Here is an 18324-nt window from a genome sequence, read left to right as displayed (position 1 = left end):
AATGTCAGAAGACTTTGAAGAGGAGAGCGAACCACAAGTTTCTTCAGATGAGGTGAGAGTTGAGGATGAAGATGAAGGAATACCGGCTATGTCGCTTCAGGATATTGAACTGTTAACAAAAAACACAGATATATGGCATAGGTTAATCGCAGGTAAAATTAGTATAGATGAGGCTAAGAAAGAGTTTGAAGCAAATAACTCCCTGTTTGAAAGTAAGACTGAGAAAAGCAAAGCTACTCAATCTAAGAGGAAAACTACTAAGAAAGTTAAAAAGGCCAAGAAGAGTAAGGAAGAATGATGTTTAGAGCAATATACGCTAGTTCGAAAGATTTTTACTATATTATTTCTTCTATGTCTAAGATAACTGATAACTTACCCATCAACCTTACAGAAGAAGGGATAAGTAGTAAATATCTAACAGAGGATAAAGTAATGATGGGAGTTGTTGACATAAGCAAGGATTCACTCGAAGAGTACCAAATAGAGAAACCTATGTCTATAGAACTTAATCTAAATGATTTGAAAAAAATATTATCAAAGATGAAGGGAAGATCTAGTATAGAAATATACGAAATTGAGGACGGTATAAGGATAACAGTTAGAGACGAGAAGACGGGAACGCGAAGCAACTTGAGCCTAAAGGTTGAGAAAAAAGAAGTTCAATCGTTAAAGGAGCCCTCCGTTAACCATAGTGTTACAGCAAAAATTGACGGTGAGATTTTCAAAGCTATAATTAGTGAAGCTTCTAAAATAGGGGATGAAATCGAGATAGTTGCTGAGAATGATAGCATAGTACTAAAAGTCCAAGAGACCGGCAAAGGTTACATTGCGACGCTTAGGGAAGGTAAGCCTTTATCTGAGCTGATGATTGAAAGCTTAACAAACGTTAGGTACGGCACCCCTGTTCTAGAAAAGGTAGTCAATGCTTTATCTTTTTCAAGCGAAATAGAGTTCAGTTTAGGTAGTGGAGTACCTATGAAAATAATAGCTCCTCTTGAGAAAGGAGCTAGCTTAAAGTTCTGGGTGGCGCCAAGACTTTAGTCAAGTTTCCTGGATCCTTGATCATTGCAGAATACTTATTTAATGCAGCCGTGAATCTATCCGAATACGTCATAACTATTGCAGTAACTCTCTTCCCCTCAGAAACCGGATTAATTGAATCATTGAAATTTATTGTAGATGACCTTAAGATCTCCTTTGAGAAGTCAGAGCCTGGATCCTTTAATCTAGAAAGGAGAAGGGAAACTTCCATCTCCTTCCAGAGATTGTGATCTGTTATACCCGCATTGTCTGTACCTATGAGAAGTTTAACTCCTGCTTTAATCATTTCAGGTATATTAGGAATGCCAACCGAGAACCATAGATTACTTCTGGGACATATAACTAGGTTCAATTTAGCGTCTGCAATCAAACGTATCTCATCTTTAGTTAGATGTGTACCATGTATCAGAATCTTGGGTTTTAATGTAGAAATAGCCACATCTACATCTGAAACCAGGTTCTGATTTAACGTCTCAGAAATGTGTATAGCTACTAATCTATCCATGAAGACGTTCTTTATTTTCTTGAGTAAATCCTGACCTAGCGATATGCTACTTACTCCATAACCGTCTACCAGTTCTTTGAGGGCTAGTAATCTTTCGTCAGAAAAGTCTCCATCAAGCCTTCCAAGCGATATGTAATGTACTGGAGAGTTTTTCTTGATTTTATGAGCTATCTGTGCTCCAAATAAATCTAATTCATTAAAATCTACAACTGTTAGGACTCCTATAGATAGCGATCTCTTCAGAAACTCTAGCGTTGATGAAAATAATTTACGTTCTGAAAATGATCTTAGAATCCTATATTTTTCGCTTCTTGGATCCCCCACAGCCTCCTTAATTGGTAAGTTAATCCCATATTCCGGAGAAACTCCATCAAAACTATGTACATGAGCGTTAACAAGTCCTGGTAAAAGAATAGATCTATTGTATGTTTCACCGCCTGATATCCAACCCTTTCCAATGTGCTGGATCACTCCGTCTTCTATTTCCAAGTGAACCTTATTCGCTATCTCCAGGTCTTCTCCTAATAACGCGTATTCCACGTTTATTATTCTCGAAGGAGCTTCCAAGTCTCTCTCCTAGTGCTTCTGATATCAGTTAAGGCTTTTGTAGCGTTCCTTAGCGCCTCTCTAGCGTTTTTCCCTATACCTATTCCTACCTTTATTAACTTACTGTTTTCTACGTTTGCTACTATCTGGTCTATTGCGTCCGGATTGAGGAGAACTATAACATTATCTCCTCCCATGTATTGGGCTAAACCGCCTAGAGAGTAAGTATAGCTTAAGATGTCCATAAAGAACTTCTGTGCCTCAAAGAATGACCTGTAAGTAGAGGTATTATTCGTTAGGCTTGTAAAATCGTTTAGATCGTAATGTGCTATACTAACTAAAGAGTCTGGAAAAGGGGATAACTCGAACCTCCCTGGCTCTAACTGCTTTATACAGTTGTATCCGCTCTCCTGTGCAGCTAAAGGAGTCTTTCCATATCCTAGACAAGCTCTAATATTGACCGGAGTGAGCCTTGACATGAAGGTTAAGAACTCCTTGAGTTTGGAGTTAGGAATTCCGTCGGCCGTTAATATAAACTGGTCATATCTTAAAGGCAGTAACATGCCTCCGATCATTGAGGCTTTCCATAGAATCGAGGAAAGAAGAGAGAACTGGATTGTCTGAATTTTCCATTCTCTATCATATCCTAAAATCTCTGTCCACTCTCTGTAGTTGTAGAGTTCAACCACAAGAGTTTTCATTCTATCACCTGTGGTCTCTGTCCTGCTATTCTCACTCTCCTTGACATCTTGATTGCAGATTCGACTGCCCTAGTCGCATACTCTTCAATTCTTTCCATCGCTTGTTCATGAGTAGCGCCTGGTCCTATAATGCCTAACGATATTGGCTTGTTGAACTCCAAAGATAGATCTGAGATTAACCTAGCTACCTGACCGGCGATGATCTCATCGTGCTTTGTTTCGCCTTTGATTACAGCTCCTAAAGTCACTACGCAGTCTATATCATCCCTAGAGGCTAAATGTTTCACTGCTAGCGGGATTTCGAATGTACCAGGAACCTTAAACACTGACTTTACCTCGGCATTTAAAAACTTAGCATGAGATAGTGCCTTATCTAGCATCAAGTGCGTGATGTCGTAATTGAACTCCGAGACAACTATGCCTATTCTAATCGATGCTTCCTGCATTGCTATATCCCTGCCTCAATCCTTTACCGGCCATTTCAGTTAATGCGTTTCCCCCATCCTTTATTAGCTTAACCAGATTTACAGAGTGTTTCTTCGCCCTATCTATTGCTATTTCTCTAAGAGTCTCCTCATCCTCAGCCTCATCTTCATGTACAGTGACGTCTATAACATGTCTAGAGGTGGATATCTGAACAAAGATGAGGCCTATACTCGCAGCTAAATAACTATACTTGTCTAACTGAGTTTTACCCACCCAGCCTAAGGTTATAACACCATTGCATCCAGAATCGATCAACTTTTTTGCCGCTACGGGTAAATCCTTGATACCAGGAACTGTGTATCTAGATATTTGAGAGTCGGGATCTTCCTTCCTTATAACTTTTATAGCTATCTCCCCCATGTTGACTCTTGAAAAAGTTGTATCCGCGACACCGTAAATTCTTTCAATCAAGCTAATACACCTTTCAGAATCTCCTTTCCCTCAAGGAAAATGAAACCGTTACTCCTGGCTATCTTCATTGCATCATCTTTCTTCAGACTAGTTTTCTCGTCTAACATTTCAGCAAACACTACACTTCTTTCCAATCCTAATTGTTCAACTAGCGTTATACTAAGCTCTGTATGGCCTCGTCTAGCCCCTATTCCTCTGGAGATTAATATTGGAACGTGACCTGGAGAGTAAAATTCGTTGTAGAATATATCTCTTGCTTGCTTGCCTTTTAGTATATCTTTAATTATCTCGTGTAGTTTTCTAATTGTTATCGCCCTATCCTCATCTGAAATCCCTGTTTTAGTCTCCACGTGATTGACCCATACGGAAAAGGCCGGTTCGTCCTGATATTTCGGTCTTTTAACGAGTTTGGCTAACTCGTTGTTTGATCTCAGTAAATCCACCTGAAACGGAATTCCTAACGCTTCGGCCTCCTCTTTCCCTGTGGCATAGCATATTAGACCTCCAGCCATCGACCTGAGTGTCCTTATGCTTTTCCACGTTACCGCACCTCCGTAAAAAACCATATCCACTTCCTCTTCTCTACCGTCAAAATCATACAGTAACAAAGGGAGTCCAGCTTCCAGGTTTTTCCTAAGATCGGAACGGAGAGACATATTTTAGCTTAATAAAATAAGTATAAAAGCGTATGTACTAATGTCTTTTGATTCTTCTTAATAGTATAGATACAAATAAAGAGATTAGGACTAAAAGTAAATAAGGTATGTAATTCTCACTGCTTCTTTGATTTGACGTATCTATAGTAATTATATTTTTTATTGGGCTAGAGTTAAGTTTAGTAGAAAATAGAATTAATGTGTCTGAAGAGTTACTTGAAATATGCATAAAGTAAGACGTATTTGGTTTAAGAGAAGATATAGGTACAAAGAGTAATGTTGAGTTGATTTTTAGAAATGATAAATTAGATATTACTTGTGTTAAGGAGTAGTTTAATTCTATCAAGATTCCGTTGGACTGATTGTAAACGCTAACATTTCCGGGATTAACCGTTATATTCACTACAAGTGGCTGGGACAGAGAGGACGAATAATAATGAAAGACGTATGTATGGGAAGTTGAGGCTAAGAGGAGTAGAAAGATGAAGATCATGGTCATTTCTTATATAAGTATTTAAGTTACACTGTTATATAGGACATAGCATGTCATCGGCGACACCGAATCCCTATAACTGGAAATTCGCTTTGATCAGCCAAACTTACTTAATAGTAATTTCAATTGTATTAGGATTCTATCCAAAATATTTCTTAGAAGCGTTTCTTTCATATTTTATAGTTATTATGGCAATAACTTTTTCAATGACATATAGGTCTAACCCCATGCTTAGAGATAGAAAGCTCATGATGGAGGCAGCAAACTCTAATGTCCTCTTTGAAGAGAAAAACGCTAACGAACTTGTAATGAAAGATGAGGAATATCAGAAAGAGTATATGCAATTTGCGAAAAAGAATATGATGATGCTCTTCTCCTATTTAATCTATATAGTAGTCTTATTCTTCGTGTATGGATATGTGTCGAAATTTGCGACATCTCAAGTTGATCCTTATTATAGACTGGCTGTATATTTAATTTATTTTGAAATAATATATCTGTTTGGATTCTTCGTGTATAGAAGGCTGTTCAAGCCGAGCATGATGTCAACTATGGCTCCTTTGAGCTATAAAGTAACCGAAAAGGGAATAATAGGAAGTGGAGGAATGTCTATTTTCTTGCATGCTAAGCACCTTCTTAGTTCAACAATATCAGTTAATAGAGAAAAGAAGTACGTAGAGATAGACTCGAAAGAGGCGAAATATCCGTATAAGATAAGACTTTATGCCAAGGATTTAGATAAATTACTTGATATGATAGAAAGGGTAAAAAGATTGGAACTAAAGAGACAGTCCTCGCAGACTAGCTAAATGTACGTGAAGATAAGAAGCTATAGAGTTATTTATTTTGACTCCGTCTAAACCATTAGTTACGCCTTTACCGTTCCTATGTTTAAGGACGAAGTCTTTCTCGTTTACATATTCAGGTGAAGACACGTGAAATTCGTGGCCCCTTATTGTATCTCCAGCCTTAGCAAGGAACGTGTCTTTAAGAGCGTCAGCATATCTATAACCTATCGTCAGCCTACCTAAGCCTATACCTATGTCATATAGATTCGCCATATTGAACTTTCCTTCCTGGGTCCTAATATAAGTTGAAAGGTACATTAAGCCACCACATTCGGCTAATAATGGAACGTTACTGGATACCGAGTTTTTAATCCATTTAATTGTATCTAAAGAGGAGGAAAGTTCCTTGACAAAAAGCTCTGGATATCCTCCACCAAGATATATCATATCGGCTCCTTCGACCTTCTCATTATTTATTGGACTAAAGAATTTCAAATCGAAATTTCTGCTAAGTAGGTCCAAGCTCTCCTGATAATAGAACGAAAATGCTGAATCGTAAGCTATTGCAATAGTTTTCTTCCTCCTCTCCCTATCACGTCTTTCATTAAGAGATTCCTGCTCATTAATCGATATATCAGGAGCCGAACTAGCGATATTTATAAGCTCATCCACATCTACGTTAGAATCAATAGATTTTGATATTTCCCTTATAGCGTCTAACGCTCTTCTATTAGTTTCTACCGTGAAGAGACCTAGATGCCTAGACGGTACAGAGATGCTAAGTCTAGGAATATAACCCAAAATCTTAACATCTCTTACCTTACTTCTACAATAGTTGAAGTGGAACTCTGAGCTAATTTTGTTGAATATAACTCCCTTGATTTTAGCGTTTCCAAAGTGGATAAGTCCATGTATTACTGCCGCTGCTGTTGTTCCCATTGCACTACAATCTATAACGAGGACAATAGGAGTTGATGTAACTTCAGATAATCTAAACGTACTATACTCATCATTATGTCCGTCATAGAGACCCATTACCCCTTCAATTACTGAAATATCATACCCCTTGGAGTATTTAACTAGAGACCTAAGTACGCCTTCCTCTCCCATAATGAATAAATCAAGATTAATTGAAGGGGAGCCTGTAGCAAGTTTATGATACCCTAGGTCAATGTAATCTGGCCCAACTTTAAATCCTCTTACTTTAAACCTCTTAGATAAAGACATCATCAGACCTGAGGATATTAACGTCTTACCAGATCCGCTCCTATCAGATGATATAATTATTCGTGGAAACATGAAGATCACCGTGAAGGCGCCGGGGGCGGGATTTGAACCCGCGCAGGGTTGACCCCCACTGGCTGACCAGCAAACTCCAGGCCAGCCCCTTGGTCCGCTCGGGCACCCCGGCTCATAGATTGAAAAAACGTGAGAAAGCTAGATCAGTTGAATTTCTATGTATACATCCTCCGGAACTTTAACTCTCATTAGTTGCCTCATTACCCTCTCGTCAGCGGAGATATCAATTATCCTCTTATGAAGGGACATCTCCCACTTTTCCCATTTTTTTCGACCTTCTCCGTGTGGAAGTTTCATTACAGGAACCTCCATACGCCTGGTTGGCAATGGAATTGGCCCCCTCATGTTTACTCCTGTTTTATCTACGATCCCCTTAATTTGATTCACAACGTAATTTAGATCGTTAACGTTAGTGCTCCACAATCGTATTCTAGCTTTATTTGGCATCTATGTGCACCGCAATTGATTTACTTTATTTCCACCTTTGAAGGTTTAACGTCGTTTATTACTCCTACACCCACTGTTTTACCCATATCTCTCATTGCAAATCTTCCTAAAGGTGGGAAGTCACTGAACTTTTCTACACACAGAGGTTTGATCGGCTTAAACTTTACTATCGCAGATTCTCCTTGCTTTATGAACTGTGGATTTTTCTCAGCTTCCTTACCAGTCTTTGGATCCAACCTTGCAACTATTTCAGAAACTCTACAAGCTATACTTGCTGTATGTACATGGAGGACAGGTGTGTAACCTACTGCTAGAGCCGTTGGATGCCATACTACTATTATCCTTGCTGTGAACTCGTCAGCTACAGTTGGAGGATTGGTTGCGTGACCCACAACGTCTCCCCTCTTAACATCTTTCTTATCTATTCCTCTTACGTTGAAACCAATGTTATCCCCTGGCTCAGCTTTATCTAGCTTCGTGTGATGAGTTTCAATGGATCTGACCTCTGCGGCCTTACCTGCAGGCATAAAAACTATCTTATCACCAACTTTCATTACACCGCTTTCTACCCTACCGACTGGGACTGTTCCTACACCTGATATAGAGTATACCTCTTGAATAGGTAACCTCAATGGTTTGTCAACAGGTTTCGGAGGAATTTCAAGCATATCTAGAGCTTCCTCTAGAGTGGGACCAGTGTACCATTTCATGTTTTCCGATCTCTTAGTTACGTTCTCGCCTGTAATTGATACTACTGGAATGAATTTAACCTTAGACATATCAAAGCCAAAGGATTTCATGAACTTTTCGATTGTATCCTTTACCTCATTAAACCTCTTTTGATCGTATGGAGGTTCAGCTACATCCATCTTAGTTATAGCGACTATCACCTGGTTCAAGCCCATTGTCTTTGCTAAAATTATGTGTTCCCTAGTTTGTCCCTCAATACTCATTCCTGACTCGAATTCTCCCTTCCTCGCCGATACAGCGAGTATGGCAGCGTCTGCTTGGCTAGCTCCAGTTATCATGTTCTTAACGAAATCTCTATGTCCAGGGGCATCGATAATTGTGAAGAAGTATTTCTTGGTCTCAAATTTCATGAAAGTAAGATTTATTGTTACACCTCTTTCCCTTTCCTCTTTAAGTTTATCAAGTAAGAATGCATATTTCTCTGATTCTTTACCTAACTTCTTAGCGGCTTCCTCAGCTTCTTTTATAGTTTTCTCATCGAGAAAACCTCTTTCCATTAGTAATCTTCCAACTAGAGTACTTTTTCCGTGATCTACATGGCCTATGACAATCAAATTCAAGTGCGGCTTTTGAGACATCTACCTCAACTCCTACCCGTGATAAAGGGTATCAGTTAATAAAAGTTTAGCTATCTAGAGCTTAGGGCTATCCTTTCCATCTCCTCTTTCTTCCTTATAGCAAAGCTCTTGTTGTCTCCAGAGGCCGCTGCAATTAGTTCATCTGCTAACGCTTCCTCAATAGGTTTCGGATTATTGAATGCGGCCTGACGAGCTCCTTCTACTAGATGGCGCAGGACCAAATCTACTCTCCTCTGAGGAGAAACGTCTACCGCAACGTAATATACTATACCACCGTACATTATTCTAGTAACTTCTTCTCTTGGAGCCGAATTTTCTATGGCCCTAACTAACACTTGAAGAGGATTTTGACCAGTTCTGGCGTATATCAGTTCGAACGTGGCCTTCACAATGTTATACGCTAGTATTTTCTTTCCCTTGTTTTTACCAGGTCTCATCAACTCGTTAATCAACCTCTCTACGATTGAGACTTTGGCCTTCCCAAACCTTCTATGCTCGTGTCTTCCTCCTGAATGAGGCAGATAAACCGGGATCAAAGAAATATACTTTTTAAGACTTGGATCTCTTATTTCAACTTTGTTATCCCACTTACCGAATATCTTTATGTCGAGATTTGATAGTTCATAACTCATTTCTTCACTCACCAGTATTGAACTTTAACCCATTAAATAACTATTCATGAAGAGTTTAATAGTCTTCACCGGATAACATATTATATAATGACTGGAGAAGAACATGAATTCATTAGCGTGAGTAAAGTTGACGCTTTCATTTCTCCAATGAACGGAGTGCCTGTTATTGTGTGCTACCTTGAAGACGGAAGAGAGTTTAATCTTTTCTACGTGCCTCCAGATATCGTGAATGCTATAAATAAATTATTGAAAAACGATTCGAATGAATCCAATAACCTTTCTGAACTAGCTCGTAGAGAGACTGTCTATGATATAATATCATTTATACCAGAAGTTACAGAAGAATTAGAAAAAAGGATCACTCAAGTGACCGTGGATGACATATTAGATGATATATATTTGGCTACCGTTGAGCTGAATTTTGGAGGGCTAATTATCCAAAAGAGAATGATACCGAGTCATGCAATATACCTTGCGTTGCTCACGAAAAAGCCAATAAAGGTAAAAAGAGAGCTTGTTGACAAATCAACTGAAAGAAGTAGCAGATAAACGAGAAGGAATTTCATCTCACTGGTTTCTGTTTCTTGCCTTTGTAAAGTGAATCTAGAGAAACGCCATTAACCATTATTACTTTAAATCTTACTCCAGGTAAATCACCCATTGATCTACCCAACGTACCGCCTATACCTGCAATTATCACTTCGTCGTGCTCATCTATGAAATTAACTCCACCATCTCCAGGAACGAAAGCCGTGACGACCCTGCTGTTCTTTACTAACTGAACTCTGACACACTTCCTTACGGCCGAGTTGGGTTGTCTGGACTCTATTCCTACTTTCTCTAGAACTACTCCTCTGGCCATAGGTGCTCCTTGAAGAGGATCAAATCTCTTCTTGAGTCGTAACATCCTTATCTTAAATTTCCTCTGACTCCACCTAAATTTTAACCTTCTTAACTTTAGTTTTCTAGCCGCGAATATACCTTTAGGCGATTTATCTGCCAAACTGACACCTCTTTAGTTAATGATCACCGAGTCTATGTCCATATATCTTTTTAAAATTATTTTGGCACGACTTACGTTTCTTCCTGCTTTCCCTATAGCTATCGCCTTATCCTGTGGATCAACTGATACGTGAACCGTCTTCCTTGAATTGCTATCTATCGTCTTAACGCTTCTAACTCGTGCAGGAGACATTAGGTTCTTCACAAGGTCCTCAAGGTTATCACTATACGCCACAACTTCTATGTCCTTACCAATTATCTTTTTTAGCTTCTTTATGTTCATCCCTCCCTTTCCTATAGCTATACCCATATTTTCTGGGTCTACCATGAATATTATTCTATTTCCTTCATCATCAATAATGCAGTCTCTTACAGTTACCCTAGTAACGTCTTGAAAGAGTGACATATATCGCATCTCTTCAGGCGTTAGCTTAATCTCTGGCACTTGATATCACCATTATGAATTCGCTAACTTTAGTATCTGTGAGTCACCTGTATCCTCTATACCAATAACAGATATTAAAAACGGTTTACCTACTAGCGTTCCTAGTTCCCATCCACTTCCTTTGAACTCTACAACAGGTATATTACCTAAATGCGCGTATCTCATTATATCGTTCCTAATATCGCTCCTAAGAGTTGAAGCAATTATTAATCCCTTTAGCTTACCTAGCTTCATTGCCTTCGTTGACCTTTTATTTCCTAGGATTACCTTACCTGTTTTTAGAAGGACTTTAATCTCTGACTCAAATGTTATTGATTGTGACATTTTCGTTTCACCTATTTGCGGGTTTCATTAAAAGTTCAACCATTCCCGTACCAAGCTTTACTGGTTGCCCTATAATAATGTTTTCTACCACTCCTTTGAATTCTTCCATATCCCCTCTAGCTGCCGCATCCAAGAGATGCTTAACCGTAACTTCGAAAGCAGCTCTTGCTAATACGCTAGTTTTCTCTCCTGTCACCCCATGCCTTCCAATTTGCTTAACCTCTCCAGTTCTAGTCATTATGTCTGAAACGAGTTCTATATGCCTTATATCTACGTCCAGACCCTGATCCTCTAAGACCTTCTTTATCTCCTTTGTGATGAGCTCCCTTACAGCTTCTATGCCTAGTACATTTTCTACTTCATGTAAGTTATTGGTCTCTATTCTTGAAACGTCAACACCTTTCACTCCTAACACACCCTCCAGATTGGATCCGTCCGTAACTATGACGTACTCTTCGCCCCTTTTTTGTACAATTGCCCTTTTGATTCCTTTTATGCCTTTAATTTTAGTAGACAATATCTTTTCTCTAATTTTAAATAAGCCCGTTATCGTATCCATATTTTCAAAATAAATGGAGATAGTATAGTCATCAGGTCTATCTATTGAATATTCACCAAGTTTAAGTTTTTTAATAACTTTTTCTATATCATCGGTTGTAAGACCCTTGTCTTCTAGTAACTCCCTATCAAACTTAAGGATTATTCCCATGCCTGCAACGTCTAAGTTCACTGCTTCGACAACATGTTCTACTCTAGTGTATTCGATTCTTCTAGCTACTTCTAGGGCTTTGTCCTTGTCTTTGGCATACTCGGAAGTTAAATAGATGGTCATCATAGGGGTTGACGGAATTTTCCGGGAATCTACAATCTCTATAAGACGAGGCAAACCTAAGGTAACGTTTAATTCCCTTACTCCTGCAAAATGGAAAGTCCTTAATGTCATCTGCGTTCCTGGTTCACCTATAGACTGTGCTGCTACGACACCAATAGCCTCACCGGGATGAGCTAGAGAGCTAAGATAGTCCTTAATCGTTAGATCTATTATTTCGTTTATGTCTTCTCTAGTTATATCAACTGGTGAATTGATTATTGTGTCCCTCAGCTTTGAGATAATGGAAGGAGGTATAGTTTCGTTCAACCTAGCTAATTGGGTGTCTAGATATTCCTTGTCTTCTTCCCTAATCATATTGCCTCACCTCTTCCATCCAATTACCCTTTCTAAAATCCTGTCTACATCAATTGTCTTCCCATGAGCGCTACGCATGGGATGTACACCATCTCCTCCATAGAGCGTTTGAATCACTTCACCATAAAGCGTTCTAACCGTTCCGTCATATTCTATTCTCAAATCAGAGAGTGCATTGATAAGTCTTCTTTGCATATAACCGCTCTGTGATGTCCTTACAGCAGTGTCTACTAGACCTTCTCTGCCTCCAGCCGCGTGGAAGAACGTTTCTATTGGATTCAATCCGCTCCTAAACGATGAGTAAATAAATCCTCTAGCCTCTGGAGATATATCGTTCGGCTTAAAGTGGGGTAATGTCCTTGTAGAGTACCCACGTTTTATTCTTTCCCCTCTAACCGATTGCTGACCTAGCATAGCAGCCATCTGAGTTATGTTTAAGACGCTACCTCTAGCTCCGGTCCTTGCCATAATATAAGCGTTATTGAAAGGATCTAGATGCATGGTAGCTATCTCGCCAGCTTCGTTCCTAAGCTTATCCAGTGTGTCTAGTATATAGCTCTCTAAGCTTTCCTCTAACGTTCTTCCTGGTATCACTTCTAACTCACCTTTCTTGTACCTTGCTATAAGGTCATTAACTCTTTCTCTAGCCTCTCTTGCCTTCTCACTGATTTTCTTTGTGGCGTCCTCTGGTATAGTAACGTCAGATAAAGTCATAGTTAAACCGTGAAGTTCTATATACCTTAAGAATACCTTAAACAGATTGTCCATTAGCCATAAAACGTAATCCTCGTCATATTCTCTTACTAACCAATGTAGTATACTCTCAGCTTGTTGGTTCCCTAAAGCCTTCTTATCGAATACACCTTCTAGTAGTTTACCTCTTTTTATAACCACATAAGAATCGTGAGGGCAATCCTCATCTTTGCATGATCTAACTCCGCTTGATATATTAGCGGGACCGTGGAAGTTGAACTCCTCCGGAAGAAAGTGACTCACTATTTGTTTGCCTGTGTATAGTCTTTTTGGAGCCAGAATTGCTGGCTCTCCTAGATCTTTGTTTATATCTGCAACACCTAGAATTGTTTGGACTTCATCTTCACTCAATAAGGTAGTCTTGACTGTAAGCAAATACGCTCCACTAATGTAGTCCTGGGCAGATCCGATTATTGGTCCCCCATATCTAGGGGTCAGAATATTACGATGAACGGTCATTAACTCCTTAGTTTCAGCTATGGCTTCCTCGGACTGAGGAACGTGAAGGTTCATCTCGTCTCCATCAAAATCCGCGTTATACGGAGGACAAACCAATAGGTTGAGCCTAAATGTTCTACCTGGAAGTACTCTCACCCTATGTCCCATCATTGAGATTCTATGAAGTGAAGGCTGTCTGTTAAATATGACAATATCACCATCAACCAGATGCCTTTCAACTATAAAGTTAGGTGCCAAAGTGGCGGCTAACTCCTTTCTATCCTTTACATATCTTAGATCTATTCTCCTTCCATCCGATCTCACAACATAGTTTGCTCCTGGCCACTTATCAGGACCGTTAATAACATACTCTCTCATTCTCTCAATGTTCCATTTTGTGACCTTCTCTGGTACAGTTAGAATCATGGCAACGTCATATGGCACTCCAACCTCATCTATACTAATGTTAGGATCTGGCGAGATCACAGTTCTAGCAGAAAAGTCAACCCTCTTACCGGATAGATTTCCCCTGAACCTTCCTTCCTTCCCTTTTAATCTTTGTGCTAAAGTTCTCAATGGTCTTCCAGATCTGTGTTTTGACGTTGGCAATCCAGGTATTTCGTTATCGAAATACGTCGCAACATGATATTGTAGTAAATCCCATAGATCCTCTACAATAAGTTGAGGTGCTCCTGCATCAATACTTTCCTTCAATCGTTCGTTTATTCTAACGATATCTACGAGCTTATGAGTTAAGTCGTCTTCGGCCCTGATTCCACTCTCTATCATTATTGATGGCCTAATAGTTATTGGAGGAACTGGAAGAACTGTTAGGATTATCCATTCAGGCCTACTTACGGTAGGATCATAACCTAACAACTCCACATCGGAATCTGGTATGTTTTCCAGCCTTTCCCTGATGTCTAAAGGAGTCAGCCTCATTAAGCCTTCTTTTCTCTCTTCAAAGAAATTATATGGCTTCTCTAATTTTATTTTCAATTGTTTCTCAGAACAGTGAGGACACGTGGTAGCCTTCATAGAAGCCTTCTTAACATGATCGACTAGCCTTTTCGCTGCAGATGGCCATCTTTTCTTAATCGCGTCATGTATTTTTTTGTATTTTTGGATATCTTCTTCATTTATCTTAATTCTTCCACATCTTTTACATGTGGATCTCAGTAGGTCATAAACGTGCTTGACAAATCCTACGTGAATCACCGGTCTTACTAGCTCTATATGACCAAAGTGACCCGGGCAACTACCTATTACGTTTCCGCACACCGGACACTTTTGTCCTGGTTCAATTATACCTAACCTAGAGTCCATTACGCTTCCTTCTATTGGCGTTCCGTCTTCGTCGTATACATCAGCAGTTATTATAGCAGTTACTGACATCTTTCTAATCTCATCTGGAGACAATATTCCGAATCTAATACCTTTTACAATTTTTTCATTAACTTGATATCTCTCACTCATTTGAATTACCTCCTACAGAGACTCTCTCTCCCAAAACTAGCTTGGGTGCAATAACCATACTCATCAGCTCTTGAAGTAATAACTTAAAGGCATAAGAGACTGCTACTGGATAAAGAGTAGACTTGTCTCCATGAATTGGGCATATGTACTTGTTCTTTGACCTATCGTACCATCCAACGTAACCACATTGTTCGCACACGTAAACGGTAGCCTTATCTGAGTTATCTAATAGTCTGTCCTTGATTAGCATAGCCGCTCCGTAACCTATAAGACAGTCTCTTTCCATCTCACCGAACCTAAGACCGCCTTCCCTTGCCCTTCCTTCAGTAGGCTGCCTCGTAAGGATCTGAACTGGACCTCTTCCACGTCCGTGCATTTTATCAGCTACCATATGATGAAGTTTCTGATAATATACTATCCCGAAAAGTATTCTACCCTTTAACTTCTCCCCCGTCCTTCCGTCATAAACGACCTCAGAACCGTCCCCTAAATAGCCTGAGTTCAATAACTTCTTCTGTATCTCCTCTATAGGAATGTTATAGAAAGGCGTTGCATCAATCGATTCACCTGTAGCGGCTACAAATTTCCCCGATAGCGCTTCCATAATCTGTCCAACTGTCATCCTAGAAGGAAGGGCATGTGGATTCAGAATTATATCAGGCGTTAGCCCAGAAGTTGTATAAGGCATATCAACTTGGGGAATAATCATTCCAACTACTCCTTTCTGACCGTGTCTAGTAGCAAACTTATCCCCTATTTCTGGTATCCTTAGGTCTCTGACTCTCACCTTGACCAATTTATTACCTTCCGAGGTCTCTGTGACTAAGACAAGATCTACGGTCCCTCGTTCTCCATGCCTCGTTATGATAGATGTGTCTCTCTTTGCCTGATCAGGAGATAATTCCTTAAACTCTTGAAGGAATCTAGGTGGACTAACTTTACCGATTAACACATCTCCGCCCTTTACGTCCACCTCAGGAGATACAATTCCATTTGACTCGAGTAATCTATAGTAATCTTTACCTTTATAACCTCTAACTCCTGGTTCAGGTAAAAGTATCTCGTCTTCTTGACCACCAGGATACTTTATTTCTTCAGCTGAATATAACCTGAAGAATGTAGATCTAAACATTCCTCTCTCTATGGAGGATTTATTCATGATTACAGCATCTTCCATGTTATAACCTGTGTAGGACATAAGAGCAAATATGGCGTTATTGCCTGCAGGCCTCTCTGTGTATCCTATGGCCTCTAATGCCCTGGTCTGAACTATTGGCTTTTGAGGATAGTGGAGTAAGTGTGCCCTGGTGTCTGTTCTTATCTGGTAATTAGCCGCATATAATCCTAGAGCTTGTTTGGCCATCGCGGACTGATACGTGTTCCTCGGAGACTGATTATGCTCTGGATATGGTATAATGGACGCTGTTATTCCCAATATGGCAGGAGTCCATATCTCCAAATGGGTGTGATCTTTTGTTACGTCCTTAGGCTCTAAGGCAATATAAGCGTTTTCCTCTTCTTCAGCATCTAAAAATTCTATTTTTCCCTCTCTAATTAATGTATCGAAAGTTATCTTCCCCTTCTTTAGGTTCTCTATGTCCTCTTTCGTCACCAGTGGCTTCCCATGTCTTACTACTATAAGAGGTCTTCTTACCCTTCCGCTATCCGAGTTTATATAAACCTCGTTGTAAGTTTCTGTCCTTGTATAATTCACATTAACTTCGTCGCTTAGCTCTCCCTCTCTCCTCTTTTCCCTAATTTTCTCAGCCAGTTCACTTCCATTGGGATAATATCCAATCAGCCTTCCGTTTAATATGACCTTACTCCAATTTTCATAGTCTTCACTCTTCTCCTCTTGAGATCTGTACTTCTTGATTACTTCTTCTATAGGAATAACTCCTAGGTTGTAAAGTAGCCTTTCTACACTTTTCTCATTTACTCCAACCGAAATCTGCCCTAACAAGGCTAAGTTTTTGACTAAACCGCTATTTGGACCTTCAGGAGTTTCGAATGGACACATTCTCCCCCATTGAGTGCCGTGGAGATCTCTAGCCTCAAAGTTAGGCTGACCCCTGGCTAAAGAAGAAACCACTCTTCTCAAATGACTTAACATTGATAACCAGTTAGTACGATCTAGTAACTGGCTTACTCCTGTTCTTCCTCCCACCCAATTTCCAGTAGCTAATGCATGTCTTATCCTCTCCGAAATTATATCTTGCCTAACTAGAGCGTTAACGGCTAATCTTCTTCCTCTCACCTTAGACTTTTCAAGCTGGAAAACTAGATCCTTTACAAAGGCCTTAAAAGCCACTCTAAAGAGGCTAGCGAACAAATCTCCTGCCAGCTTTAACCTTTTGTTTGCGTAATGATCTTTATCGTCTGGCTCTCTTCTTCCTAGATATAACTCAATCAGCTTTGATACTGCAAAAGCTAAATAGTATGCCTTTGCAGTTCTGTCCGATGCGTTTGTACCTATGTGGGGTAAGAAATATTTATCGAGAACCTGCTCGGCCTTTTGAATCCTCATCTCTCTTTTTTGGCCTATAGCAATCCTATTGCCTATAAAATCTAGAGCATCATCCTTGGATATTATAGAACTGGCTTGCTCTATCGAAGGAAGAAGCTCGTTTTGTATGTCTGGATCCAATGAAACAGCTAACGTTATCTCCTCATCGGTCTCAATTCCCAAAGCCCTCATTAAGATCGCAAAAGGTATTTTCCCCGGTACAGCTGGGAACGATACGTGTATTGTAGAATCTTTTAATTTCTCTATAGTTATAGGTACTCTATAGCCTGATGTACTTGAGATAATCTTAGCCGTATGAGTAATATTGGATCCTGTTTTACCTACATCCGTAAGAACTCTGTTCGTAGCTAGGTCCTCTTGGGTCACGATTACTCTTTCGCTTCCGTTGACAATAAAGTATCCACCTGGATCCTTTGGATCCTCACCAATCTCCACTAACTTTTCGCTGGTGAACTCTGACGTAGGATCGGCTATAGATTTTAACATTATGGGTATATCGCCTATGTAAACCTCAGTAAGATCTCCCTCAATATTGTTCTCAATTGGAGTCATCTCTAAATAGACAGGTGCAGCGTAAGTTAGATTTCTAAGTCTAGCCTCCATAGGCGTTATTTCCTTATCTCCCTTATCCGCCTCTCTGACCCTAGGTTTACCCACCCTTATTTTTCCAAGTCTGATCTTAAGACCTGGTATTTCCGTCGTAATTTCGGCTTGCTCATCTATAATCTCTTGCAGTTTATTTTTTATAAAATCATTAAAAGAGTCTAAGTGCTGTCTAACTAGGCCTCTAGATTTAAAATATGCCTCTACAATTGCCCATCTGTCATCAATAGTTAACAT

At 39.7% G+C, this 18324-nt stretch carries 19 protein-coding genes and 1 tRNA gene; 4 read left to right on the top strand and 16 right to left on the bottom strand.

Features of this window, described 5'->3' with window-relative positions; translation table 11 throughout:
• Position 1 precedes the first annotated feature (1 nt).
• The gene (locus MCUP_RS00270) at positions 2–298 is read left to right on the top strand and encodes an RNA polymerase subunit Rpo13 (RefSeq protein WP_013736664.1); all 297 of its coding nucleotides are present in this window, start codon (positions 2–4) and stop codon (positions 296–298) included.
• Entirely contained in the window at positions 295–1041 is a 747-nt protein-coding gene (locus MCUP_RS00265) for a beta clamp domain-containing protein (protein WP_013736663.1), read from the top strand. Before MCUP_RS00270 ends, MCUP_RS00265 begins: the two co-directional genes overlap by 4 nt.
• Here MCUP_RS00265 and MCUP_RS00260 read toward each other — a convergent pair.
• Genes MCUP_RS00260 through MCUP_RS00240 form a run of 5 tightly spaced genes read right to left on the bottom strand, consistent with a single transcriptional unit; the run spans position 1007 to position 4346 of the window.
• Positions 1007–2113, bottom strand: a complete 1107-nt coding sequence (locus MCUP_RS00260) for an amidohydrolase family protein (protein WP_013736662.1) — start codon at positions 2111–2113, stop codon at positions 1007–1009. The two genes, MCUP_RS00265 and MCUP_RS00260, sit on opposite strands and share 35 nt — an antisense overlap.
• The gene (locus tag MCUP_RS00255; RefSeq protein WP_013736661.1) at positions 2092–2793 is read right to left on the bottom strand and encodes a GTP cyclohydrolase IIa; all 702 of its coding nucleotides are present in this window, start codon (positions 2791–2793) and stop codon (positions 2092–2094) included. Before MCUP_RS00255 ends, MCUP_RS00260 begins: the two co-directional genes overlap by 22 nt.
• Positions 2790–3239 (bottom strand): 6,7-dimethyl-8-ribityllumazine synthase, encoded by a 450-nt coding sequence (ribH, locus tag MCUP_RS00250; protein WP_013736660.1) that lies wholly within the window; start codon positions 3237–3239, stop codon positions 2790–2792. Before ribH ends, MCUP_RS00255 begins: the two co-directional genes overlap by 4 nt.
• The gene (gene ribC, locus MCUP_RS00245; RefSeq protein ID WP_048057673.1) at positions 3220–3687 is read right to left on the bottom strand and encodes a riboflavin synthase; all 468 of its coding nucleotides are present in this window, start codon (positions 3685–3687) and stop codon (positions 3220–3222) included. Before ribC ends, ribH begins: the two co-directional genes overlap by 20 nt.
• Entirely contained in the window at positions 3687–4346 is a 660-nt protein-coding gene (locus tag MCUP_RS00240; RefSeq protein ID WP_048057339.1) for a 3,4-dihydroxy-2-butanone-4-phosphate synthase, read from the bottom strand. Before MCUP_RS00240 ends, ribC begins: the two co-directional genes overlap by 1 nt.
• Before the next feature lie 543 nt (positions 4347–4889).
• Between MCUP_RS00240 and MCUP_RS00235 the strand changes: the two genes are divergently transcribed.
• Positions 4890–5648 (top strand): DUF2208 domain-containing protein, encoded by a 759-nt coding sequence (locus MCUP_RS00235; protein ID WP_013736657.1) that lies wholly within the window; start codon positions 4890–4892, stop codon positions 5646–5648.
• On the opposite strand, the gene MCUP_RS00230 is transcribed toward MCUP_RS00235, so the two are convergent.
• The 5 genes from MCUP_RS00230 to MCUP_RS00210 all read right to left on the bottom strand — a co-directional run bounded on the left by MCUP_RS00230 (position 5619) and on the right by MCUP_RS00210 (position 9333).
• Positions 5619–6926, bottom strand: a complete 1308-nt coding sequence (locus MCUP_RS00230) for a cobyrinic acid a,c-diamide synthase CobB (RefSeq protein WP_013736656.1) — start codon at positions 6924–6926, stop codon at positions 5619–5621. The genes MCUP_RS00235 and MCUP_RS00230 overlap by 30 nt on opposite strands.
• A 17-nt stretch (positions 6927–6943) precedes the next feature.
• Positions 6944–7038: transfer RNA gene (locus tag MCUP_RS00225), tRNA-Ser, on the bottom strand.
• 26 nt (positions 7039–7064) lie between these two features.
• Positions 7065–7373 carry a 30S ribosomal protein S10 gene (gene rpsJ, locus MCUP_RS00220; RefSeq protein ID WP_013736655.1) on the bottom strand — a complete coding sequence of 103 codons (309 nt, stop codon included), beginning with the start codon at positions 7371–7373 and terminating at the stop codon, positions 7065–7067.
• 20 nt (positions 7374–7393) lie between these two features.
• Positions 7394–8701 (bottom strand): translation elongation factor EF-1 subunit alpha, encoded by a 1308-nt coding sequence (tuf, locus tag MCUP_RS00215; protein ID WP_013736654.1) that lies wholly within the window; start codon positions 8699–8701, stop codon positions 7394–7396.
• Positions 8702–8751: 50 nt separating this feature from the next.
• The gene (locus MCUP_RS00210) at positions 8752–9333 is read right to left on the bottom strand and encodes a 30S ribosomal protein S7 (RefSeq protein ID WP_013736653.1); all 582 of its coding nucleotides are present in this window, start codon (positions 9331–9333) and stop codon (positions 8752–8754) included.
• A gap of 87 nt (positions 9334–9420) precedes the next feature.
• On the opposite strand from MCUP_RS00210, the gene MCUP_RS00205 reads away from it, so the two are divergent.
• Complete coding sequence (locus MCUP_RS00205; protein WP_013736652.1) at positions 9421–9882, top strand: bifunctional nuclease family protein; 462 nt, start codon at positions 9421–9423, stop codon at positions 9880–9882.
• Positions 9883–9895: 13 nt separating this feature from the next.
• Here MCUP_RS00205 and MCUP_RS00200 read toward each other — a convergent pair whose 3' ends face one another.
• Genes MCUP_RS00200 through MCUP_RS00175 form a run of 6 tightly spaced genes read right to left on the bottom strand, consistent with a single transcriptional unit; the run spans position 9896 to position 18324 of the window.
• A complete protein-coding gene (locus MCUP_RS00200; protein ID WP_013736651.1) occupies positions 9896–10336 on the bottom strand; it encodes a 30S ribosomal protein S12 in 441 nt (146 codons plus the stop codon).
• Positions 10337–10348: 12 nt separating this feature from the next.
• The gene (locus MCUP_RS00195) at positions 10349–10780 is read right to left on the bottom strand and encodes a NusA-like transcription termination signal-binding factor (RefSeq protein ID WP_013736650.1); all 432 of its coding nucleotides are present in this window, start codon (positions 10778–10780) and stop codon (positions 10349–10351) included.
• A gap of 12 nt (positions 10781–10792) precedes the next feature.
• Positions 10793–11104 carry a 50S ribosomal protein L30e gene (locus MCUP_RS00190; protein WP_013736649.1) on the bottom strand — a complete coding sequence of 104 codons (312 nt, stop codon included), beginning with the start codon at positions 11102–11104 and terminating at the stop codon, positions 10793–10795.
• Between the two features lie 7 nt (positions 11105–11111).
• Positions 11112–12290, bottom strand: coding sequence for a DNA-directed RNA polymerase subunit A'' (rpoA2, locus tag MCUP_RS00185; RefSeq protein ID WP_013736648.1), 1179 nt, complete (start codon positions 12288–12290; stop codon positions 11112–11114).
• Positions 12291–12296: 6 nt separating this feature from the next.
• A complete protein-coding gene (rpoA1, locus tag MCUP_RS00180; RefSeq protein WP_013736647.1) occupies positions 12297–14957 on the bottom strand; it encodes a DNA-directed RNA polymerase subunit A' in 2661 nt (886 codons plus the stop codon).
• Positions 14950–18324: a DNA-directed RNA polymerase subunit B gene (locus MCUP_RS00175; RefSeq protein ID WP_013736646.1), complete on the bottom strand. Its 3375-nt coding sequence runs from the start codon at positions 18322–18324 to the stop codon at positions 14950–14952. Before MCUP_RS00175 ends, rpoA1 begins: the two co-directional genes overlap by 8 nt.

This window comes from Metallosphaera cuprina Ar-4, assembly GCF_000204925.1.
GTDB classification, from domain to species: domain Archaea; phylum Thermoproteota; class Thermoprotei_A; order Sulfolobales; family Sulfolobaceae; genus Metallosphaera; species Metallosphaera cuprina.
Note: the sequence above shows the minus strand (reverse complement) of the source record. Positions and strands in the feature narration are given on the sequence as shown.